The sequence below is a fragment of the Nocardia sp. NPDC059154 genome (genome assembly GCF_042755705.1).
In the GTDB taxonomy this organism is placed as follows: Bacteria; Actinomycetota; Actinomycetes; order Mycobacteriales; family Mycobacteriaceae; genus Nocardia.
This window is the reverse complement of the sequence record NZ_JBHZCS010000072.1, coordinates 19,325-41,575: the sequence shown is the minus strand read 5'-3', so window position 1 is coordinate 41,575 and position 22,251 is coordinate 19,325. Positions and strand designations below refer to the sequence as shown.

Below are 22,251 nucleotides of genomic sequence, written 5' to 3'. Positions count from 1 at the left end.
CCTGGCCGCACTGATCTTCGGTGGGCGCCTGCATCGTTCGGGCGCCGGACCTGAGATGGGCTCGATTCGTTGTGGGCGAAGGTCTTTCGGCGAATCCCCCATCGGGCGTGTTCTCCCGCACGCCGGTGGGGGTTGCGGGGGAGATCGGTCGGTGGCGTCCCACCATCGGCCCGCTCCCCACGGTGACGTAGGTGGCCGGCGGGACTGACCAACCCGCCCCACCTCGTCCCCGGGCTCGGGCGAGCGGCAGCTCCCCCACGGACCGGCGATGGGGAGTGGCGGACCTGCAACGTCCGCGTCCCCATCGTCGAAAGTGACCGGCCCACCTCGCGTTTCCTGTGCCCGGGCGCGGCGGTGGGCCAGTCGCGGGTCAGCGGGCGGTGAAGCCGCCGTCGATGGCGAGAGCCGCGCCCGTGATGAAGCTCGCCTCGTCGCTGAGCAGGTAGGCGCAGAAGGCGGCGATTTCCGCGGGCCGGGCGATGCGGCCGAGGGGGTGCAGGGCGGCGATGGCGGCCTCGCCCTCCGGGGTGGCGCCCATGGAGGCGCGGAAGGCGGGGGTGTCGACCGCGCCGGAGACCAGGGCGTTGACCCGGATGGATTGGTCGGCCGCTTCCATGGCGACGGCCCGGGTCAGGCCCACCACACCGTGTTTGGCGGCGACATAGGGCGCGACCTGCGCCATGCCGACGACGCCGAGGTTGGAGGCATTGTTTAGGATCGCGCCGCCACCGCCGGCCGCGAGCGCCGGAACCTGGTGGCGCAGGCCGTAATAGACGGCCGTCAGGTTGAGTTCCAGATCCGCGCGCCACCCGGTCTCGTCGATGTCCTGCACCGGACCGAAGGCATTGACCGCGCCCGCATTGTTGAAAGCCGCGTCCAGGCGGCCGAATTCGGTGATGGCAGCCCCGGTCAGCCGTTCCACGTCGGCTTCGACGGTGACGTCGGTGGGCACGAACAGCGCGCGTCCGCCCGCGGCCCGGATCTCCTCCGCCATCCGGTCACCGGCGTCCTTGCCGCGTGCCCCGAGCACCACGGCCCCGGCCTCGGCGGCGATCCGCCGCGCCACGGCCGCACCGACTCCCGAGGTGGCGCCGGTGATCAGAACGACCTTGGATTCGAATCGAGCATCCGTCATGGCTGCATTCCCCTTGCGGTAGAGCTGATTTCGTTGACATGTCATAGTCAACGCCGCGAGAGGAGCGGCCGCTGGCGGAAAACGGCCGTCACACTTGATGTGTCATCTAACGGGAATCAAGCCCGTGCGAGGAGATCCGGCAGCTCGTCGAGTCCGTCGACGACCGTCGCCCGCGCAGCGCCGGGCTGCTCGGCGGTCAGGTAACCCCAGGGCCCGCGCCGGATGAGCACCGGCATCATGCCCGCCGCCAGGACCGGCAGCACGTCATTGTCGACCCGATCCCCGACGTAGCAGATCTCGCCGGGCATGACCCCCGCCACCTCCGTGACCCGCGCGAAGAACTCGGGATCCGGCTTCTCCAGCGCCCATTCGGCCGAGGTGTACACCGCGTCCACCGGCAGCTCCATCCGCTCCAGTGCCGATTTCGCCTGCGGCGGTTGGTTTCCCGCGATGATCACGCTGATGCCGCGCGCCCGCAGCTCGCCCAGCGCCCGCCGCACATCTGGGTACAGGTCGTCGGCGTCGAAGTTGTTGCGCAGGCTTTCCGGCTCCTCGGCGGCCCACGCGACCTGCTCGGCCTCGATATCGATGCCCGGCCGCACCAATTCGAAGGCGTCGGTGAGCGGCCGCCCGGTGGCCGCTATGCCACCGATCACGCCCAGGAACGCGAAGCGCGGCACGCCGAGCCGGTCGGCCCATCGGCACCAGATGCGCGTCTCGTCGATCAGCGTCTCGCCCACATCGAATACCGCAGCCTTGATCATTCGCCCAGCGTATCGGGCCGTGGTTCAGCGTTGTGCGTTGAGGAAGCCGATGACGGTCGCGCCCCACCAGCACAGCTGTGACACCAGTCCGGTGGCCGCGCCCCAGGCCAGCAGCCGCGGCGTCAGTGGGCGCTCGCCGCGGGCCTGCAGGCGGCGGTTGAGCGCGCACGCCTGAATCCCGTTGAGCGTCAGCATGAGTACCAGTGCCAGCTTGGTGCGGGTCATGCTGGAGGCGAGATTCGGTTCCAGCACGCAGCCGCTGGCCACCAGCCCGGCCAGGCCCAGCCAGATCGGCGCGTGCAGGCGGCCGACCGCCCGCAGGGTCTCGGCCAGTCCGAGACGTCCTGCGGCCCACCGCAGGACAATGGAATCGGCCATGAGCACCCCGCCGAAACCCACCACCAGCGACGCCAGGTGGATGAACAGCCCGCCGGTGTGCACGGCCGGGCTGGTGGTGACGTGGGCAGCGATCCAGACGGCAGCGGCGAAGGCGCCGGTGGCCAGTAGCGCCGCGGCGGACACGATTCGCCACGAATCGTGCGGGAGTCCCGCCGTCCCGGTGTGATACCGGGCGTCACTGGTCTGGAGCATGGCCGAGCCTTCTGTTAGGTAAGGGAATCCTAAACTACTAAGAAGGTTGTCCCGGTGGCAAGTCGGCAACGATCCCGCCGCGGCTCGCATCGAGGCACACTGGTGTGAGTTGTCGTGCGCGGGAGGGGAGAACCTGATGGACGCCAGGATTCGCGGAACCGTCATGCCGGTGCTCGAGGTCGCACTGGACCCCGGTGACCGGCTCATCGCCGAGGCCGGCCAGCTCTCCTGGATGACCGACTCCATCCGCCTCAGCACCTCCACCCGCGGCGCCGCGGGCGGCGTCTTCGGCGCCGTCCGCCGCGCCATGGCGGGCGCGGGCCTGTTCATGACCGAGTACACCGCCCACCGCGATCCGGGCCGGGTCGCCTTCGCCGCCAAACTCCCCGGCCAGATCCTGCCCGTGCAGATCGGCAAGGGCCGCGAATACCTGGTGCACCGGCACGGATTCCTCTGCGCCGCAGGCGATGTCCGCGTCGCCCTGAGCTTCCAGCGCCGCCTGGGCGCGGGCATCTTCGGCGGCACCGGCTTCACGCTGCAGCGCCTCAGCGGCGACGGTTACGCCTGGGTCGAGCTCTCCGGCGAGGTGGTCCAATACGATCTGGCCGCCGGCGAAACCCTCCGCGTCCACCCCGGCCACGTCGGATTGTTCGACGCCTCGGTGGATTTCGACATCACCATGGTCAAGGGCATCCGCAATGTGCTCTTCGGCGGTGACGGCCTCTTCCTCGCCGCCCTCACCGGCCCCGGCCGAGTCTGGTTGCAGTCCTTGACCATCACCAACCTCGCCCACTCCCTCATCCCGTACCTGCCCATCCCGGAAGTCGGCGCCCAGCAGCGCTGACACACCCGGTGTGACGTCAGGCCGAGAGTTCGAGGGGGAGGGCGGCGGTGGCGTAGCGGTCCAGGGCCACTTCGGCCAGGAGCGGGTGCGCGCCGATGGTTTCGGCGTGCGGCAGTTGCGGCAGGGCGTCGTGCAGCCGGTCGGTGAGCAGGCCCGGGGCCAGGAACCAGGGCGCGACCAGGACGCGGTCCGCGCCGCGGGCCCGGAGCCGGGCGAACGCCTTCTGCACCGTGGGTTCGGTGGTGGCGAAGCAGATTTCGGTGTCCCAGCCGGTCATCGCGGTCAGCAGCCGTGCCACGTCACCGGTGCGGGTATTGGCGGCCGCGGATGAGGAGCCCACGGCGGCAACGGCAATGCCCCAGCGTGGACCGGCGGGCCGGCTCGCGCCGTGGGCGACGTCGGTCAAGGTCGCGGGCGGGGCGTCCGCGGTCATGGCCGCGACGATGCGGTCGCGCAGGGCGATGATCAGATGCGGATCGGGGCCGAGCACTTCGGCCTGGGTCAGCCGCAGCCGGGGATGCCGGGCGCGAGCGGCCTCCAGCATCCCGGGCAGGTCCACCCGGGCATGAAAGGCACTGCCCAGCAGCAGTGGAACCACGATGGCATGCGAATGCCCGTCGGCCGCAACCTCATCCACGACCTGATCCACCGAGGGCGTGCTCAGATCCAGAAACGCCAGGCGCACATCGAGATCCGGCCGCTGGGCAGCGATCCGCGCGACCACGGCCCGCATGGTCGCGGCCGAGCGCGGATCCCGGCTGCCGTGCGCCACGGCGATGAGCGCGGGCGCGTCCTCGATCCGGAAGGGGCGGGCCGGGCCGCCGCGCACCGTGGACAGCGTCCCGGGTGCGCGGTGCGCGGCCGTTCCGCCCGGCGGGACGGCCGGAACTGCGCCGTTGCCGGGCGGATTCATCTCAGGCCCCGACCTCGACTGCGGTCAGCGCGTCGCCGACCAGGCCCGCGGCCAGGGTGTTGCCGCCCGCGGGGTCGATCAGCAGGAACGAACCGGTGTGGCGGTTGACGCTGTAGTCGTCGGCCACGATCGGGTCGGCCACGCGCACCGAGATGCGGCCGATGTCGTTGAGCGACAGCGACTCCGGGTCCGGATCGGCAGCCAGGTGCTGCTCGTCGAAACGCTCCAGCAGCGTGCCGACAATGGCCTGCGTGGTGCGGGTGCCGTGCTTGAGCAGCAGGCGTGCGCCCGGGCGCAGCGGCTTGTCGCCGAGCCAGCAGACGGTGGCGTCGAAGGCCTCGATCGGCTCGGGAGCGCCGGTGGCGGCGGCGATCACGTCACCGCGCGAGACGTCCACGTCGTCGGCCAGGATCAGAGTGACGCTGCGGCCGGGCTGGGCCGAACCCAGTTCACCGTTCGGGGTGTCGATGCGCTCGACCGTGGTGCGGGTGCCGGACGGCAGCACCACGACCTCGTCGCCCTTGGACACCACGCCCGCCGCGACCTGACCCGCGTAGCCGCGGTAGTCCGGGTACTCGGCGGTGCGCGGCCGGATCACGTACTGCACCGGGAAACGCAGCCCCACCTCGTGGCGGCCGTGCACGTCCGCGTCCACCGGCACCGACTCCAGGTGCTCGATGAGCGAGGGCCCGTCGTAGTACGGGGTGTTCTCCGAGCGCGAGGCGACATTGTCACCGTGCAGCGCGGAGACCGGGATCTCCTGCACATCGCCGGCCGACCAGCCGAGTTTGGCGGTCAGCTCGGCGAATTCGGAGGTGATCTTGTCGAACACGCCCGCCGGATCGTCCACCAGGTCGATCTTGTTGACGGCCAGCACCAGCTTCGGCACCCCCAGCAGCGCCATGACCGCGGCGTGCCGGCGGGTCTGCTCGATGACACCCTTGCGAGCGTCGACGAGCAGGATCACCAGCTGCGCGGTGGACGCGCCGGACACCGTGTTGCGGGTGTACTGGACGTGTCCCGGGGTGTCGGCGAGCACGAAAGACCGCTTGGGCGTGGCGAAGTAGCGATACGCCACGTCGATGGTGATGCCCTGCTCGCGCTCGGCGCGCAGGCCGTCCACCAGCAGCGACAGGTCCGGCGTGGACAGACCCTTGTCGACCGAGGCGCGGGTCACCGCGTCGATCTGGTCCGCCAGCACGGACTTGGTGTCGTACAGCAGCCGTCCGACCAGGGTGGACTTGCCGTCGTCGACCGATCCGGCGGTGGCCAGTCTCAATAGGTCGGACATCAGAAGTAACCCTCTCGCTTGCGGTCTTCCATGGCTGCCTCGGACACGCGGTCGTCGCCGCGGGTCGCGCCACGTTCGGTGAGCCGGGACGCGGCGACCTCGGCCAGAATCGCGTCATTGTCGGCGGCATCGGAAATGATTGCGCCGGTGGTGGATCCGTCGCCGACGGTGCGGTAGCGCACCGACTTGATCAGCAGCTCCTCGTTGTCGGCCGGGCCGCCCCACACGCCGGGGGTCATCCACATGCCGTCGCGCTGGTACACCGGGCGCTCGTGGGCGTAGTAGATGCTGGCCAGCTCCACGTCCTCGCGGGCGATGTAGCGCCAGATGTCGAGCTCGGTCCAGTTCGAGATCGGGAACACACGCACGTGCTCGCCCGGAGCGTGCCGGCCGTTGTACAGGTTCCACAGCTCGGGCCGCTGCCGCTTCGGGTCCCAGCGGCCGAAGGCATCGCGCAGCGAGAAGATGCGCTCCTTGGCGCGCGACCGCTCCTCGTCGCGGCGGCCGCCACCGAAGACCGCGTCGAAGCGGTTCTCGTTGATGGCGTCCAGCAGCGGCACGGTCTGCAGCGGATTGCGAATCCCGTCCGGGCGCTCCTGCAGGCGGCCGTCGGCGAGGTACTCCTCGACCGACGCGACATGCAGTCGCAGGCCGTACTTCTCGACCACCTTGTCGCGGAAGTCGAGGACCTCGGGCAGGTTGTGCCCGGTGTCCACGTGCAGCAGCGCGAACGGCAGCGGCGCGGGCCAGAAGGCCTTGATCGCCAGGTGCAGCAGCACCGTGGAGTCCTTACCGCCCGAGAAGAGGATGACGGGGCGTTCGAACTCGCCCGCTACCTCACGGAAGATGTGGATGGACTCGGACTCCAGGGCGGCCAGAGTGTCGAATTCTGCCCCGAGCGGAGCGAGAAGATCAGATGCAGCGATGGAGGTCATGATGCGTGCAACCCGCATTCGGTCTTGGCGAGCCCGGCCCAGCGGCCGGATCGCGGATCGGATCCAGGTTCCGGCTTCCGCGTGCACGGAGCGCAACCGATGGACGGATATCCCTCTTCGACAAGGGGATTCACGAGGATGCCGTTCGCCTCGATGTAGGCGGCCATCTCCTCGTCGGACCAGGCGGCGATCGGGTTGATCTTCACCAGGCCGAAGCCCTCGTCGAAGGAGATCAAGGGCGCATTGGCGCGGGTGGGCGCCTCTACCCGGCGGATGCCGGTGACCCAGGCGTTGTACCCGGTCAGCGACTTCTTCAGCGGCACCACCTTGCGCAGGCGGCAGCATTCGGCGGCGTCCCGCGCGAACAGGTCCTTACCGAGCAGTTGATCCTGTTCGGCCACACTGTGTTCCGGCTGCACATTGACGATGTTCACGCCGTACACCAGCTCGACCGCGTCACGGGTGCCGATGGTCTCGGCGAAGTGGTAACCGGTGTCGAGGAACAGCACGTCCACTCCCGGGCGCACCTGGGCGGCCAGCTGCACCAGCACCGCGTCCTGCATGTTGGACGCGACGATGTAATTCGCGCCGAAGGTGTCCTCGGTCCACTGCAGCAGTTCCTGCGCGGTCGCGTTCGGGCCGAGCTCGGCATTGCCCTTCTCGACCAGGGCGCGCAGCTCGGATTCCGCGAGTTTCGTTGTGGTCATTGATGTTTCTCCCAACTACCGCAGGTCTGCTTCATCGGCTCGGACCGCCCACTGCGCGAAGCGCTCACCCTCATCACGGTTCTTGATGAAGTTGCGCACCACGCGCTCGATGTAGTCGCCCAGCTCTTCGCTGGTCACCTTGTGCTGCCGGAGCTTTCGGCCGAAGCCGGAGTCGAGGCCAAGGGAGCCGCCCAGGTGAACCTGGAAACCCTCCACTTGATTCCCGTCGCCGTCGTCGACCAGCTGGCCCTTGAAACCGATGTCGGCGATCTGCGACCGGCCGCAGGAGTTGGGGCAGCCGTTGATGTTCACCGTGATCGGCACGTCCAGGTCGGCATTGATATCCGCGAGCCGGGTCTCCAGCTCGGGCGCCAGCACCTGCGACCGCTTACGGGTCTCGGTGAACGAGAGCTTGCAGAACTCGATGCCACTGCACGCCAGCAGGTTCCGCCGCCAGTGCGACGGACGGCCGTGCAGGCCCAGCGGTTCCAGCTCCTCGATCAGCTGCTCGACCTTGTCGTCGGGGACGTCGAGCACGATGAGCTTCTGATACGGGGTGAAACGGATCCGGTCGGAGCCCGCGCGCTCGATCGCGTCGGCCGCCTGGCTCAGGATGGTGCCCGAGACGCGACCGGCGATGGGGGAGAAGCCGATCGCGTTCAGCCCGTTGCGCAGCTTCTGCACCCCGATGTGGTCGATCGGCCGCTTCGGCTGCTCCGGCGCCGGGCCGTCGATGAGCTTCCGCTTCAGGTACTCGGTCTCGAGCACCTCGCGGAACTTCTCGATGCCCCAGTCCTTCACGAGGAACTTGAGACGGGCCTTGGTGCGCAGGCGGCGGTATCCGTAGTCGCGGAACAGCGACACGACCGCCTCCCACACGTCGGGCACCTCGTTCAGCGGCACCCACACACCGACGCGCTGGGCCAGCATCGGGTTGGTCGACAGGCCGCCGCCCACCCACAGGTCCAGGCCCGGGCCGTGCTCGGGGTGCTCGACGCCGACGAAGGCGACGTCGTTGATCTCGTGCACCACATCCTGCTGACCGGAGATGGCGGTCTTGAACTTGCGCGGCAGGTTGGAGTATTCCTTCTTGCCGATGTAGCGCTTGACGATCTCGTCGATGGCCCAGGTGGGATCGATGATCTCGGTGAGGGATTCACCCGCCAGCGGCGAGCCCAGCACCACGCGCGGGCAGTCGCCGCACGCCTCGGTGGTCTGCAGGCCGACCGCTTCGAGCCGCCGCCAGATCTCCGGCACGTTCTCGATCTCGATCCAGTGGTACTGGACGTTCTCGCGGTCGGACAGATCCGCGGTGTCGCGCGCGAACTCGGTGGAGATCTGCGCGAGGGTGCGCAGCTGTTTCAGGTTCAGCGCGCCGGCGTCGCAGCGCACCCGCATCATGAAGTAGCGGGCCTCGAGGATGTCGATGTTCTCGTCGCCGGTCCAGGTGCCGTCGTAGCCCTGCTCACGCTGGGTGTACAGACCCCACCAGCGCATGCGGCCGCGCAGATCGCTCTTGTCGATCGAGTCGAATCCGCCCTTGGCGTAGATGTTCTCGATGCGCGCCCGCACGTTGAGCGGGTTGTCGTCCTTCTTGCTCTGCTCGTTGGCATTGAGCGGCTCGCGGTACCCGAGCGCCCACTGCCCCTCGGACTTGCGCTTCACCGGTCGCGCGGTGCGCTCCCGCGGCGCGACGGGCGCTTCCGACCGCGGGCGATCCGGACGCACGCGTCGCTCCGCGGCGGGCTTTTCGGGCCGGGCGGATCGAGCGTTATCGGAACTGGTGGCGTCGGTGCTCGACGTCATGGGGGTCGCTCCTGAAGGGTCTTGCGGGCAGGCGGGAGGGGCTGGCTCACGCCTCCGATATCAGAGAACCGGCTCTTACGGCGTCAGGTGGACGCCGGATTCCGGGAGAATGGGAGCCGATCTACCGGAGGCTTCCAGGCAGACAGCTCGCGCTGCAGACACGCTTGAAGTCGACATGGCGACGCGCCACGAGTCGCACTCCAAGTCCAGTCATGGGGCTTATTGTGCCACGTCAGAAGGGTCGTTCCGACTGCCGCATCGAATTTTCCGCAGTTTCCCGGGAAATCCCCTGGATATACTGTCCGATTTGTGACGGGCATCATAGATCAACGCCCGGCATACCTTTGGACGGTTGACCTGAACGGCCGCGCCGACGAGGCTACGTCATCCGATCGGCGTCGGACGCCCCGAGGCGGGCCTTGGCCGCCGCCAGCCGGCCCAGCTCATCGGCCAGTTCGGGGGAGATCGCCCAATCCGGGCGATCGATGAATCCGGCCGGTAGGTACGGCGAACGGACGGCCGTCCGATAGCCCAGATCCCGCGCCCAGCAGGCCAGAGCCAGCAGCGGCAGCGCCAGGATGCCCTCGGGATCGTTGCGCCAGGTGTCGTTGTCGAAGAAGGCGCGATGCAGCCGCAGCGCGTTCGTCATCTCCCAGTCGAAGCCCTCGGAATCACCGTCCGCCAGGCGCAGGAACACCTCCACGGCCGGCCGGAACAGCAGGTCCGTCACCCGCTGTGCACCCACCCGGCTGGTGGTGTCCAGCGCCCAGGCCGCCTCGTACACGCTCTTCGGGCCGAACCGCCAGGCCGTCTGCAGCAGCCGCACCCACTCGTACTGGAAGTCGTCGAAGGCGCCGTCGCCGAACTCGCGCAGCCGCTCGATCGGATACTCGACCAGCTCACCCATGGCCTCGGCATCACGGGCGACGAGCGTCCACCAGAACGCCGCCCGCCAGCCCGCCACCCGGTCGTACTTGTCGAAGCCGGATTCGATGCCGCTCGCCCGGAACCGCCGCGTCACCGTCTGCTCGGTCGAATGCGCGAAATACCAGGTCCGCGCCCGAAACGCCGGCGGATCCGACATCAGCATGGTGGCCAGCAGCACACCGTCCATCGACCGCGAGAAGTTCGGGCCCTCCGGCCGCACCGGCATTCGCGACCGATAGACCACCGGGGCCACGGAGCCCTCGTCGACCTCCCTGATCGACCTGGCATCGACCCCGTGCCGCGGTACCTCGATCATCGGCCCGTCCCCGTCCGCACCTGGAGCCGCTCGCCCGGCTCGCCGAAATCCCTTGGAATGTATCCGGATTCGAGGTGCCCCGCAGTCCGAGCAGCGTCCCGGCGCAGGCGGGTGCGTTGTGACCGGGGCAACCGGTCACACTGGATGAGTGACCTCGACTGCTCCCCAACAGACCTCCGGCACTGCCGCGGCGGCCGCCGCCGACGTGCCGGTGCTGCGCGATTTCGGGGGCGGGCCGTTCGGGATCTACATCCACGTGCCGTTCTGCGCGACGCGGTGCGGGTATTGCGACTTCAACACCTATACGGCGGGGGAGCTGGGGAGCTCGTCGTCACCGCAATCCTGGTTCGAGGCGCTGAAGGGTGAACTTGCCACGGCGGCACGGGAATTCGATGGGCTGCCGTCCGCCACGCCGGCGGTGGAGACCGTGTTCGTGGGCGGTGGCACGCCGTCGCTGCTCGGTGGGGACGGGCTCGCGGGGGTGCTCGACGCCATTCGCGAGAACTTCACGCTCGCGCCCGGGGCCGAGGTGACGACCGAGTCCAATCCGGAATCCACCTCGCCCGAATTCTTCGATCGCATCCGCGCGGCCGGGTACAACCGCGTCTCGCTGGGCATGCAGTCCGCCGCCCAGCACGTGCTGAAGATCCTGGACCGGACCCACACGCCGGGCCGGGCCGTGGCCGCCGCCAAGGAAGCTCGTGGCGCGGGCATCGAGCACGTCAATCTGGATCTCATCTACGGCACGCCCGGCGAAACCGACGCCGACCTCGACGCCAGCCTCGATGCCGTCCTGTCTGCCGGGGTCGACCACGTTTCGGCCTACTCCCTGATCGTCGAGGACGGCACCGCCCTGGCCCGCCGGGTCCGGCGCGGCGAACTTCCCGCCCCCGACGACGACGTGCTCGCCGCCCGCTACGAGCGCATCGACACCCGCCTGTCCGCGGCCGGCCTGGAGTGGTACGAGGTTTCCAACTGGGCCGCCTCCGACGCGGCCCGCTGCCGCCACAACCTCGGCTACTGGGACGGCGGCGACTGGCTCGGCGCCGGGCCGGGCGCGCACAGTCACGTCGGCGGCGTCCGCTGGTGGAACGTGAAACACCCGGCGCGCTACGCGGATCGGGTGACCACCGGCGCCCTCCCCGCAGCGGGCTGGGAGTCCCTGACGCCCGAGGAGCGCTACACCGAGCGCGTCATGCTCACCGTCCGCCTCCGGACGGGCCTCCCTCTGGCCGATCTCGATGCCGACGGCCGCGCCGCCGCCGACGGCGTCATTGCCGACGGCCTGGCCGAGCGGGTGAGCGACCACCTGATCCTGACCGACCGCGGCCGACTGCTCGCGGACGGTGTTGTCCGCACCCTCCTGGGCTGACCTCGGCGCCTTCGCCCGACAGGGCCGGCCGGGTTGACCGTTTCCGTTCGGGATCGCGGGCGGACTCGGGCTGTGACCTGCGGAGATCGGCGAACATCGGGTAAAACCGGTCGGTCCGGACTAGATTGACGGACGGAGATTTCGTACAGCCGGTCTGTATCGCGGTCGGAGCCTCGGCCGCGGCCCGTAGCGCCCCCGGAGCAACCTACGGCAGTGCCCCGAACAACCTTCGGCCCGAGGACATCTCATGGTGAAGCCACCTGTGCGACACGTCGAGCTTCTGCATCGCCTCCGTATCCGTGCCGGTCGCGCGGCCTCTCGAACCGTGTGCGCGGCGGGGGTGGCCCTGGCGCTGGCCGTGACCCCGCTTGCCGCACCACCGGCCACGGCCGCGGCCCTGCCCACGATCGTGCTGGTGCACGGCGCCTTCGCCGACTCCTCCAGCTGGGACGGCGTGGCAGCCCAACTGCGCGCCGACGGCTATTCCGTTGTGACGCCGGAGAATCCATTGCGCGGACCCGCCTACGACGCGGCGGCGATCCAGCACACGATCGACGGCATCGCGGGCCCGATCGTGCTGGTCGGCCACTCCTACGGCGGCACCGTGATCAGCAACGTGCACGACTCGAAGATCGAATCCCTGGTCTACATCTCGGCTTTCGCGCCGACCCAGGGTGAAGCCGCACTGCTGGAACTGAATCCGATCCAGTACCCCGGCTCGCAACTCACCCTCGCCCTGCGGCTGAAGGTGGTGAACGACCAGCAGGGGATCGCGGACAGGAATGTGGACGCCTACATCGACCCCGCCAGTTTCCCCGACGTCTTCGCCCAGGACGTCGATCCGGCCACCGCCGCCGCCATGGCCGCCCGCCAGCACTCCCTGGCCCTGTCCGCCAACCTCGAACCCTCGGGCTCGCCCGCCTGGGCCGCCACGCCGAGCTGGTATCTGGTCAGCACCGCCGACCGCGTGATTCCCCCTGCGTCCCAATGGGATATGGCCAAGCGCATGAACGCCCACACCTCCTCGATCGACGCCTCACACGCCGGCCTCGTCTCCCACCCGGCCGATGTGGCCGCAGTCGTGGAGGCCGCCGCCGGTCAGTGACACCGGGGCACAGCACATGCGGACACCGGGGCACGGCACGTGCGCCGACTCCGCCCAGGTGGCGGGCGGTGGCACAGCGACTTGCGTCGGGGACACTAAACTGGAGGAGATAATCCGGGAAATCCGCGTGGCCGGTGCCGAATGATCGGCTGCTTCCTGCCGCGGAGGGCTCGGGCGTGCACGAGGCGTACCCGAGGGCGAGCAAGGAGGTGGGGCCATCATGTCGAGCACCGAGCAACGACGGCTCGAGGTCCTGCGGGCCATCGTCGCGGACTACATCGCGACGAAGGAGCCCATCGGGTCCAAGACCCTGGTCGAGCGGCACAATCTGGGTGTCTCCAGCGCCACCGTCCGCAATGACATGGCGGTGCTCGAGGCCGAGGGCTACATCGCCCAGCCGCACACCTCCTCCGGCCGCATCCCCACCGACAAGGGCTACCGGCAGTTCGTCGACCACATCTCCGAGGTCAAGCCGCTGTCCGGCGCGGAACGACGCGCGATCATGGAATTCCTGGAGAGCGGCGTCGATCTCGACGACGTGCTGCGCCGCGGCGTCCGCCTGCTGGCCCAGCTGACCCGGCAGGTCGCCATGGTCCAGTACCCGACCGTGTCCGCGTCCACCGTGCGCCACATCGAGGTCGTCGCGCTCAACCCGGCCCGCCTGCTGCTGGTCGTGATCACCGACACCGGCCGCGTCGACCAGCGCCTGGTCGATCTGGGCACCGTCGTCAGCGAGGACGATCTGGCCGCCCTGCGCGGCATGCTCGGCAAGGCCATGGACGGCAAGCGCCTGGCCGCCGCGTCCGTGTCGGTCGCCGAACTCCCCGAGCATTCCCCGTTGCCCAAGCTCCGCGATGTGCTCATCCGCGTTTCCACCGTGCTGGTCGAGACGCTGGTCGAGCATCCGGAGGAGCGCCTGGTGCTGGGCGGCACCGCCAACCTCACCCGCAATGCCTCCGACTTCGCCGGGAACGGTTTCCCGGGTTCGCTGCGTTCGGTCCTGGAGGCCCTCGAAGAGCAGGTGATCGTGCTGAAGCTGCTGGCCGCGGCACAGGTCCCGGGTACCGTGACGGTGCAGATCGGCGAGGAGACCAAGGTCGAGCAGATGCGCGGGACCGCCGTGGTGTCCACCGGTTACGGGCTGACCGGTACGGTGCTCGGAGGTATGGGGGTGCTCGGACCGACCCGCATGGACTACCCGGGGACCATTGCCTCGGTGGCAGCTGTCGCCCGATACATCGGTGAGGTGCTCGCCGAACGGTGAGCAGGCCCAGAAGACGAAACAGGACTAGAGAGCGCACGTGGCACGGGACTATTACGCACTGCTCGGAGTCGCACGCGGTGCGACCGACCAGGAGATCAAGCGCGCCTACCGGAAGCTGGCGCGTGAACTGCATCCCGACGTCAATCCGGACCCGGAGGCCCAGGAGAAGTTCCGCGAGGTCTCCACGGCCTACGAGGTGCTGTCCGACGCGGAGAAGCGGCGCATCGTCGATCTCGGTGGTGACCCGCTGGAATCCGCCGGCGGCATGGGCGGCGGCTTCTCCGGCGCCGGATTCGGTGGCCTCGGCGACGTGTTCGAGGCGTTCTTCGGCGGCATGAACGCCTCCGGCAGCACCCGCAAGCCGCGGGGCCGCGTGCAGCCGGGCGCGGATTCGCTGCTGCGCACGCGACTGTCGTTGCAGGAGTGCGCGGTCGGTGTCACCAAGCACCTGACCGTCGACACCGCCATCCTCTGCGACCTGTGCCAGGGCTCCGGCACCAACGGCAATTCGAAGCCGGTGCGCTGTGAGACCTGTGGCGGCGCGGGCGAGGTGCAGACCGTGCAGCGGTCCTTCCTCGGCCAGGTCATGACCTCCCGTCCCTGCCCCACCTGCCGGGGCGCGGGCGAGACCATCCCCGACCCCTGCCGCAAGTGCGGCGGCGACGGCCGCGTGCGCTCGCGCCGCGAGATCGCCGCGCCCATCCCGGCCGGTGTCGCCAACGGCATGCGGGTGCGGCTGGCCGCGCAGGGCGAGGTCGGCCCCGGCGGCGGCCCGGCCGGCGACCTGTACGTGGAGATCGTCGAGCAGCCGCACGACACCTTCGTGCGCGACGGCGACGACCTGCACTGCACCATCCGCGTCCCCATGGTGGACGCCGCACTCGGCACGACCGTCGTCATCGACACCATCCTCGACGGCCCGGTGGAGCTGACCATCCCGGCGGGCACCCAGCCCGGCGAGGCGTCGGTGCTGCGCGGCCACGGCATGCCCAAGCTGCGCGCCAACTCGCGCGGCGACCTGATCGCGCACCTCGACATCGTGGTGCCGAGCAAGCTCGACTCGAAGCAGGCCGACCTGCTGCGCAAGTACAAGGGCATGCGCGTCAACGAGCACACCGAGGTCATGACCGCCCAGTCCGAACACAACTCCGGCCTCTTCGCACGCCTGCGCGCCTCCTTCAGCGGACGCTGATCCGTTGGCCGCCACCGTCTTCTACCTCGACGAGATTCCCGAACCGGGTGCGACCGCGGTGCTGGACGGCCCCGAGGGCCGCCACGCCGCCACGGTGCGCCGCATCCGGGTCGGGGAACCCATCACCCTCTCCGACGGGCACGGGATCGTCGCCGACTCGGAAGTGGTTGCGGCCCAGAAGGATCGCCTCGAACTGAAGGTGCTGGCCAAGCGGGTGGCCGCGCCCTGGGCCCCGCAGGTGACGGTGGTCCAGGCCCTGCCCAAGTCCGACCGTTCGGAACTGGCAGTCGAACTCATGACGGAGGCGGGCGCCGACGCCATCGTCCCCTGGCAGGCCCTGCGCTGCGTCTCCAACTGGGAAGCCAAGGCCCGCAAGGGCGTCGAGAAGTGGCGTGCCGCCGCCAAACAGGCCGCCCGCCAATCCCGCCGCGCCTACATCCCGGATGTCGCCGACCTCCACACCACCCGCGACCTCCTGGACCTGGTCCGCACCGCGAAGGCGAACGGCGCGATCGTCGCCGCCCTCCACGAGTCCGGCGAATCCCGCCTGACCGACCTTTCTTTCACCGGCGTCCCCGAAGTGGTCCTGATCGTCGGCCCCGAAGGCGGCCTCGACGACTCGGAACTGCAGGCCCTCGCCGACGCCGGCGCCGACGTGGTCCTGCTCGGCCCGACCGTGCTGCGCACCTCCACCGCGGCCGCCGTCGCCCTCGGCGCGCTGGGCGCGCTCACCCCGCGCTGGTAGGCCTTTCCGCGCGGTTCGCCACGGAATGGATTCGGGGGTGCGGCAGTTGGATGACACCGGTGTGTTACCCCTGCTGGTAGCCGTCTATTCACTGGGCGGTGTCGGTGGGCGGCGGTAAACTTCTGTCAACGAAAACGGCATCGAGACCGGAAAGCAGGCCATAGCCACTTTTGAGAACACCAGGCGAAATCGGCGATCAGAGCACACCCATTGTCGGCATCGGCGCCGGCGTCAACGGTTCCGGACCGGCGGGGCGGACCGTTCGTTCGAGCATCGAATTGGCACCGGAATCGGTGTTCGGTTTCCTGGGTTCGGCTGACGAGAACCTGCGTGAACTCGAGCGCCTCCTCGATGCCGACATCCATGTCCGCGGCAATTCCGTCACGCTGACCGGTAAGCCGGCCGATGTCGCGCTGGCGGAACGAGTGGTGGCGCAACTGGTCGCGCTCACCGCGCGCAATCGGGTGGTCTCGCCCGAGGCGGTGCGGCACACCTACTCCATGCTCACCGAGGGCTCCTCGGATTCTCCGGCAGAGGTGCTGAGCCTGGACATCCTGTCCCGGCGCGGCAGGACCATCCGGCCCAAGACGCTCAACCAGAAGCGCTATGTCGACGCCATCGACGCGCACACCATCGTGTTCGGGGTGGGCCCGGCCGGTACCGGCAAGACCTATCTGGCCATGGCCAAGGCCGTGCAGGCGTTGCAGACCAAGCAGGTCAACCGCATCATCCTGACCCGGCCCGCGGTCGAGGCGGGGGAGCGGCTGGGCTTCCTGCCGGGCACGCTGAACGAGAAGATCGACCCGTACCTACGCCCGCTCTACGACGCCCTGCACGACATGATGGATCCGGAGGCGATCCCGAAGCTCATGCAGGCCGGTGTCATCGAGGTCGCCCCGCTGGCCTACATGCGCGGTCGCACGCTCAACGACTCGTTCATCATTCTGGACGAGGCGCAGAACACCACGGCCGAGCAGATGAAGATGTTCCTCACCCGCCTGGGCTTCGGTTCCAAGATCGTGGTGACCGGTGACATCACCCAGGTCGATCTGCCGCACGGCGCGCGCTCGGGTCTGCGCGCGGCGACGGAGATCCTGCACGGCATCGACGACATCCATATCGCCGAGCTCACCAGCGCCGATGTGGTCCGTCACCGCCTGGTCGGGGAGATCGTCGACGCCTACGACCGGTTCGAGGCGGAGTCGCGGCCCCCGGCCGCGGTCCACTACCCCGGCAATCGGGCACAGCGACGTGCCGCGAGCCGAGGAGAACGACACTGACCTCTCCCTCTAGGCTGATCGGGTGAGTATCGAGATCGCCAACGAATCGGGTATCGAGGTATCCGAAGAAGAACTGGTCAGCGTCGCGCGGTTCGTCATCGCTCAGATGGATGTGCATCCGGCGGCCGAGCTGTCGATGGTGCTGGTCGATCTCGACACCATGGCGGACCTGCACATGCGCTGGATGGACCTGCCGGGTCCCACCGATGTCATGTCCTTCCCCATGGACGAGCTGGAGCCGGGCGGGCGGCCCGATGCCGCCGAGCCCGGCCCCTCCATGCTCGGTGACATCGTGCTCTGCCCCGAGTTCGCGGCCCAGCAGGCCGAGAAGGCCGGGCACTCCATGGATCACGAGCTGGCACTGCTGACCGTGCACGGTGTCCTGCACCTCCTCGGCTACGACCATGCCGAGCCGGAGGAGGAGAAGGAGATGTTCGCGCTGCAGGCCTCCCTGCTGGAGGGCTGGTACGAGAACGTGCGCCAGGAAATGCGCCGCGCGGAGCTCGCCGAGCGCGACCAGCGGCTGCTGGGCAAGACCGGATTCACCGATACCACCGGTGATCCGCTGGGCCCGGCGTGAATTCATTCGTTCTGCTCCTGCTGGCGATCGTCCTGGTCCCCGCCGGTGGCGTGTTCGCGGCGCTGGATTCGGCGCTGAACACGATTTCGCCTGCGCGCGTGGAGGATCTGGTGCGTGCCGACCGGACCGGGGCGGTGCGGCTGGCACGCATCATCGCGGATCGGCCGCGCTATGTGAATCTCATGGTGCTGCTGCGTCTCACGTGCGAAATCACCGCGACGGTGCTGCTGGCGGCGGTGCTCATGGACTGGCTGGACGAGGGCCCGGCGCTGCTGATCACCGCGGCGGTCATGGTGCTGGTCGACTATCTGGTGATCGGTGTCGGGCCGCGCACGCTGGGCCGCCAGCACGCGTATTCGCTGGCGCTGGGCGCGTCGCTGCCGTTGCAGGCCATCGGCTCGCTGCTGGGCCCGGTCAGCCGGCTGCTGATTCTGATCGGTAATGCGATCACCCCCGGTAAGGGTTTCCGCAACGGCCCCTTCGCCTCCGAGATCGAGCTGCGCGAGGTGGTGGATCTGGCCGGGGAGCGCGGCGTGGTGGATGCCGACGAGCGGCGCATGATCCAGTCGGTCTTCGAGCTCGACACCACCCCGGCCCGGGAGGTCATGGTGCCGCGCACCGAGATGGTGTGGATCGAGGCGGAGAAGACTGCGGCGCAGGCCATGTCGCTGGCGGTGCGATCGGGGCACTCGCGAATTCCGGTGGTGGGCGAGAACGTCGACGACATTCTGGGTGTCGTCTACCTGAAAGACCTGGTGCCGTACGCGGATCGGAGCCGGAAGGTGAAAGTGCGGCAGGTCATGCGGTCCGCCGTGTTCATGCCGGACTCCAAGCCGCTGGACGCGCTGCTGGACGAAATGCAGCGGCGCAGAAACCATATGGCGGTGCTGGTGGACGAGTACGGCGGCATCGCCGGGCTGGTCACCATCGAGGACATCCTCGAGGAGATCGTGGGCGAGATCGCCGACGAGTACGACAAGGACGAGATCGCGCCGATCGAGAAGATCGGCCCGGGCAAGTTCCGGGTCTCGGCGCGACTACCGGTGGACGACCTGGGCGAGCTGTTCGACATGGTGATCGAGGACGAGGACGTCGACACCGTCGGCGGTCTGCTCGCTCACGCCCTGGGCCGCGTCCCGCTGCCCGGCTCCAAGGCCGTCATCCACGGCCTGCAACTGAAGGGGGAGGGCGCGGCCGACGCGCGCGGCCGCATGCGGATCCACACCGTGGTGGTGCGCAAGGGCCCGGAGCAGACGAGAACCGAACCGGCGGAACACGAACCGGCCGACGACGTACACGAGGATGGAGAGGCCGATGATTGAGTTGGATGCGGAGGACAACAAGCTGTTGGTCCTCGCCCGTGGCGCCATGGGCCGTACTGGCGGCAATGGCGGTGCGGCCGTGCGTGATTCGGACGGACGCACCTACGCGGCCGGAACCGTGGAGCTGACCGCGCTGAAGCTGACCGCGTTGCAGTCGGCGGTGGCGGCCGCGATCTCCAGTGGCGCAGGCGGTTTCGAGGCGGCCGTGGTGGTCGCGGGCAAGCTGTCGGATCCCGGGGTGTCGGCCGTGCGTGAGGTTTCGCCGTCGGCGCGCATCATTTTCACCGATGCCAAGAGCTCGGTGTTCGATGTGCTGGAGCCCGGTGCGCCCGCGGACTACGGCGTCGAGAATCCCATTGCGGCACAGCAGCCCACGACGGGCGACGCGGCCGGCGAGCGCGAGGTCCCGGCGGGCTTCGATGTGGAGACCGAATCGGAGGTTTTCGAGTGAGCGGCCAGGGTCAGGACAGCGGTGAATTCCGGTCCGGCTTCGTGTGTTTCGTGGGCCGGCCGAACACCGGCAAGTCCACGCTCACCAATGCCATGGTGGGGCAGAAGATCGCCATCACCTCCTCGCGGCCGCAGACCACGCGGCACACCATTCGCGGCATCGTGCACCGCGATCACGCGCAGCTGATCCTGGTGGACACCCCCGGTCTGCACCGGCCGCGTACGCTGCTCGGCCAACGCCTCAACGACCTGGTGCGCGATACGTATTCGGAAGTGGACGTCATCGCCGTCTGCATTCCGGCGGACGAGAAGATCGGCCCGGGTGATCGCTGGATCGTCGACCAGATCAAGACCATGGCGCCCAAGACGACCCTGCTCGGTGTGGTCACCAAGATCGACAAGGTGAGTCGCGACCAGGTCGCCCACCAGCTCATGGCCGTGTCCCAGCTGCTCGGCCCCGAGGCCGAGGTGGTCCCGATCTCCGCGGTCAAGGGCGAGCAGGTCGAGGTGCTCGTCGACGTCATCGCCTCCCAGATGCCCGAGGGCCCCGCCTTCTACCCCGACGGCGAACTCACCGATGAGCCCGAGGAAGTCCTGATGGCCGAGCTCATTCGCGAGGCGGCCCTCGAGGGCGTCCGCGACGAGCTCCCGCACTCGCTGGCGGTGGTGATCGAGGAGGTCCTCGAGCGCGAGGAGAACGAGGACCAGGAGACCGACGGCCGCCGCTCCGCCGAGGGCATGCTCGACGTCCACGCCCTCCTCTACGTCGAACGCCCCAGCCAGAAGGCCATCATCATCGGCAAGGGCGGCGCCCGCCTCAAGGAGGTCGGCACCAACGCCCGCAAGCAGATCGAGCACATCCTCGGCACTCGCATCTACCTCCACCTGCACGTGAAGGTCGCCAAGGACTGGCAGCGCGACCCGAAGCAGCTCGGCAAGCTCGGCTTCTGACCTGAATCTGCCCGCGGCCACGTGAGCGGCCGCGGGCAGATCAGCGGATCGCCCTGTGCTGTCGGCGATTTCGGCGTCGCCGCGGCGCGGGACCAGGTATCGCCTGGGCGTATATCCCTGTGGAGCGGACGCGTCGGGGCGTAGTCCAGGCCGTCAGAGCATCGGACGGGCCGCCTCCTGGCCGCGGGTCAGGGCTGGGGCCACCAGGGTGTCGGGCGGTTCTTGTGCCATTCCAGCTCCGATTCCAACTGGGCCGCAACGGAAACCAGGAGGGGTTCGGAGTTGGCGGGGCCCATGAGCTGCGAGCCGACGGGGAGGCCGGTGGCGGTGAAGCCGGAGGGGATGTTGACGGCGGGCCAGCCGAGGACGTTCCAGGGCCAGGTGTAGGGGCAGGCCGCGGTGATCAGTTCGTCGGTGGCCCAGCTGCCGATGTCGTCGATCTCGTGGACGCCCGGGGGCGGGGTGGCCGTGGTGGGTGCCAGCACCAGGTCGAAGTCGTCGAAGATGCGGCCGGTTCGCGTGCGCAGCAAGGGTTCTGCGCGACGGGCGGCGAACAGCAGCGGCGAGAGGATGCGGCCGACGGCGGCATTGTGGGTGGTGCGCGGATCCACCTGCGCGCCGGGGAGGCGGTCCAGCGCCTCGCGGATGCCGACCATGGAGCGCGGGAGGAAGGTCGCACCCATCAGCACGCCGTAGTGGACGTCGGCGACGGTGACCTCGTGACCGAGGCGGCGCAGCGTGGCGGCGGTGGCGTGCACCCGGGCCTCCACCTCGCGGTCGAGGGTGGTCCTGGTGGCGGTGAACGGGATTCGCAGGGAGAGCGCGATGCGCAGGCGGCCGGGATCGCGGCCGACGGCGTCGGAGACGAGCAGTGCGGGCGGGGTGTGCAGGTCGCCCGGATGAGGTCCGGCCGCGGCGTCCAGCAGGAGCGCCGCATCGGCGACGGTGCGGGCCAGCGGGCCGTTCACGGTGAGCCCGTAGAAGGCCTCCGGCAGCGGCCAGGTGGAGATGCGGCCGCGCTGCGGCTTGATGCCGACCAGGTTGTTCCAGGCGGCAGGGATGCGGACCGAGCCCGCGCCGTCGGATCCCAGTGCGGCGGGCACCAATCCGGCCGCCACCGCCGCGCCGGATCCGCCGGACGACCCGCCCGGCGTATGCCCGGCGCTCCAGGGATTCATGGTGTGCCCGAAGGCGTCTCCGCTGGTGAACGGCAGCTGCCCGAGCTCGCAGGTATTGGTCTTGCCGACAACGACCGCCCCGGCCGCACGCAGCCGCCGCACCGACTCCGCGTCCTCGGTCTTGGCGGGGAATTCGCCGCCGCAGCCGAAAGCCGTTGGGGTGCCGGTCAAGTCGGTGTCGTCCTTGATGGCCAGCGGCACCCCGAGCAGGGGCTCGCGGTGGCCGGCGGCGAGTTTGCGGTCGGCGTCGGCGGCCTCGGCGAGCGCTTCGGCCCGTCGCACGATCCGGAAGGCATTGAGCGCCCCCTGGCTGGCCTCGATCCGATCGAGCGCCGCGCTGGTCGCCTCGACCGAGGTGAGTGTGCCCGCCGCCAGTGCCGCCGCGAGTTCCGCCAGCCCGAGCTCGCCAACCGACGCCAGTGTCATGTGAATCCCGTCTCTCCCGTACTCGGGAGTAACCTAGCGCGATTCTGGTCACACGTCCAACGTGTGGCGGGGGGGGGGGCGGGAGGGGGGGTGGGGGCGGCTCCCCGGTGGAGGAGGGGGGGGAGAGGGGGTCCCAGGGCGGCGGCCCAAAACGGGT

General features: G+C 69.3%; 21 protein-coding genes and 1 pseudogene. 11 read left to right on the top strand and 11 right to left on the bottom strand.

Annotation, left to right across the window (positions count from 1 at the left end):
• Positions 1–370 precede the first annotated feature (370 nt).
• The 3 genes from ACFXN1_RS41540 to ACFXN1_RS41530 form a co-directional block, all read right to left on the bottom strand.
• A complete protein-coding gene (locus ACFXN1_RS41540; RefSeq protein WP_379441254.1) occupies positions 371–1,135 on the bottom strand; it encodes an SDR family NAD(P)-dependent oxidoreductase in 765 nt (254 codons plus the stop codon).
• Positions 1,136–1,251: 116 nt separating this feature from the next.
• Positions 1,252–1,899 (bottom strand): HAD family hydrolase, encoded by a 648-nt coding sequence (locus ACFXN1_RS41535; protein WP_379441252.1) that lies wholly within the window; start codon positions 1,897–1,899, stop codon positions 1,252–1,254.
• Positions 1,900–1,923: 24 nt separating this feature from the next.
• Positions 1,924–2,490 carry a hypothetical protein gene (locus tag ACFXN1_RS41530; protein WP_379441250.1) on the bottom strand — a complete coding sequence of 189 codons (567 nt, stop codon included), beginning with the start codon at positions 2,488–2,490 and terminating at the stop codon, positions 1,924–1,926.
• A 136-nt stretch (positions 2,491–2,626) separates the two neighbouring features.
• Here ACFXN1_RS41530 and ACFXN1_RS41525 point away from each other — a divergent pair, with 136 nt between their 5' ends.
• A complete protein-coding gene (locus ACFXN1_RS41525; RefSeq protein ID WP_379441248.1) occupies positions 2,627–3,334 on the top strand; it encodes a TIGR00266 family protein in 708 nt (235 codons plus the stop codon).
• 16 nt (positions 3,335–3,350) lie between these two features.
• On the opposite strand, the gene ACFXN1_RS41520 is transcribed toward ACFXN1_RS41525, so the two are convergent.
• The 7 genes from ACFXN1_RS41520 to ACFXN1_RS41490 all read right to left on the bottom strand — a co-directional run bounded on the left by ACFXN1_RS41520 (position 3,351) and on the right by ACFXN1_RS41490 (position 10,229).
• Positions 3,351–4,067 carry a sirohydrochlorin chelatase gene (locus ACFXN1_RS41520; RefSeq protein WP_379441285.1) on the bottom strand — a complete coding sequence of 239 codons (717 nt, stop codon included), beginning with the start codon at positions 4,065–4,067 and terminating at the stop codon, positions 3,351–3,353.
• Positions 4,068–4,248: 181 nt separating this feature from the next.
• Entirely contained in the window at positions 4,249–5,538 is a 1,290-nt protein-coding gene (locus ACFXN1_RS41515) for a sulfate adenylyltransferase subunit 1 (protein ID WP_379399303.1), read from the bottom strand.
• Positions 5,538–6,491 carry a sulfate adenylyltransferase subunit CysD gene (gene cysD / locus ACFXN1_RS41510; RefSeq protein WP_379441246.1) on the bottom strand — a complete coding sequence of 318 codons (954 nt, stop codon included), beginning with the start codon at positions 6,489–6,491 and terminating at the stop codon, positions 5,538–5,540. The genes ACFXN1_RS41515 and cysD overlap by 1 nt, the downstream gene beginning before the upstream one ends.
• Positions 6,470–7,180 carry a phosphoadenylyl-sulfate reductase gene (locus ACFXN1_RS41505; protein WP_354835471.1) on the bottom strand — a complete coding sequence of 237 codons (711 nt, stop codon included), beginning with the start codon at positions 7,178–7,180 and terminating at the stop codon, positions 6,470–6,472. The genes cysD and ACFXN1_RS41505 overlap by 22 nt, the downstream gene beginning before the upstream one ends.
• A 15-nt stretch (positions 7,181–7,195) precedes the next feature.
• On the bottom strand, positions 7,196–8,986 hold the full coding sequence (locus ACFXN1_RS41500) for a nitrite/sulfite reductase (RefSeq protein ID WP_379399300.1): 1,791 nt from the start codon (positions 8,984–8,986) through the stop codon (positions 7,196–7,198).
• Positions 8,987–9,107: 121 nt separating this feature from the next.
• Complete coding sequence (locus tag ACFXN1_RS41495; RefSeq protein ID WP_354835468.1) at positions 9,108–9,200, bottom strand: Ms4527A family Cys-rich leader peptide; 93 nt, start codon at positions 9,198–9,200, stop codon at positions 9,108–9,110.
• Between the two features lie 165 nt (positions 9,201–9,365).
• On the bottom strand, positions 9,366–10,229 hold the full coding sequence (locus ACFXN1_RS41490) for an immunity 49 family protein (protein ID WP_379399299.1): 864 nt from the start codon (positions 10,227–10,229) through the stop codon (positions 9,366–9,368).
• Positions 10,230–10,434: 205 nt separating this feature from the next.
• Between ACFXN1_RS41490 and hemW the strand changes: the two genes are divergently transcribed.
• From hemW to era, 10 genes and pseudogenes are all read left to right on the top strand, one after another.
• Positions 10,435–11,601, top strand: a complete 1,167-nt coding sequence (gene hemW, locus ACFXN1_RS41485) for a radical SAM family heme chaperone HemW (RefSeq protein WP_379441284.1) — start codon at positions 10,435–10,437, stop codon at positions 11,599–11,601.
• Positions 11,602–11,848: 247 nt separating this feature from the next.
• Entirely contained in the window at positions 11,849–12,706 is an 858-nt protein-coding gene (locus tag ACFXN1_RS41480) for an alpha/beta fold hydrolase (RefSeq protein ID WP_379441244.1), read from the top strand.
• 220 nt (positions 12,707–12,926) lie between these two features.
• Complete coding sequence (hrcA, locus tag ACFXN1_RS41475) at positions 12,927–13,970, top strand: heat-inducible transcriptional repressor HrcA (protein WP_379441242.1); 1,044 nt, start codon at positions 12,927–12,929, stop codon at positions 13,968–13,970.
• 37 nt (positions 13,971–14,007) lie between these two features.
• Complete coding sequence (dnaJ, locus tag ACFXN1_RS41470) at positions 14,008–15,162, top strand: molecular chaperone DnaJ (RefSeq protein ID WP_379399296.1); 1,155 nt, start codon at positions 14,008–14,010, stop codon at positions 15,160–15,162.
• A 4-nt stretch (positions 15,163–15,166) separates the two neighbouring features.
• Positions 15,167–15,907: a 16S rRNA (uracil(1498)-N(3))-methyltransferase gene (locus tag ACFXN1_RS41465; RefSeq protein ID WP_379441240.1), complete on the top strand. Its 741-nt coding sequence runs from the start codon at positions 15,167–15,169 to the stop codon at positions 15,905–15,907.
• A 209-nt stretch (positions 15,908–16,116) separates the two neighbouring features.
• Entirely contained in the window at positions 16,117–17,187 is a 1,071-nt protein-coding gene (locus ACFXN1_RS41460; protein ID WP_379399449.1) for a PhoH family protein, read from the top strand.
• A gap of 22 nt (positions 17,188–17,209) precedes the next feature.
• Positions 17,210–17,767, top strand: a complete 558-nt coding sequence (ybeY, locus tag ACFXN1_RS41455) for an rRNA maturation RNase YbeY (protein WP_354835462.1) — start codon at positions 17,210–17,212, stop codon at positions 17,765–17,767.
• Positions 17,764–19,089 carry a hemolysin family protein gene (locus tag ACFXN1_RS41450; RefSeq protein WP_379399294.1) on the top strand — a complete coding sequence of 442 codons (1,326 nt, stop codon included), beginning with the start codon at positions 17,764–17,766 and terminating at the stop codon, positions 19,087–19,089. The genes ybeY and ACFXN1_RS41450 overlap by 4 nt, the downstream gene beginning before the upstream one ends.
• Positions 19,082–19,378: pseudogene (locus ACFXN1_RS41445) on the top strand (cytidine deaminase); the annotation flags it as partial. The gene ACFXN1_RS41450 and the pseudogene ACFXN1_RS41445, both read left to right, overlap by 8 nt.
• Before the next feature lie 158 nt (positions 19,379–19,536).
• Positions 19,537–20,490, top strand: coding sequence for a GTPase Era (gene era, locus ACFXN1_RS41440; RefSeq protein WP_379441238.1), 954 nt, complete (start codon positions 19,537–19,539; stop codon positions 20,488–20,490).
• 188 nt (positions 20,491–20,678) lie between these two features.
• Here era and ACFXN1_RS41435 read toward each other — a convergent pair whose 3' ends face one another.
• Positions 20,679–22,094, bottom strand: coding sequence for an amidase (locus tag ACFXN1_RS41435; RefSeq protein WP_379441237.1), 1,416 nt, complete (start codon positions 22,092–22,094; stop codon positions 20,679–20,681).
• Between the last annotated feature and the right edge of the window lie 157 nt (positions 22,095–22,251).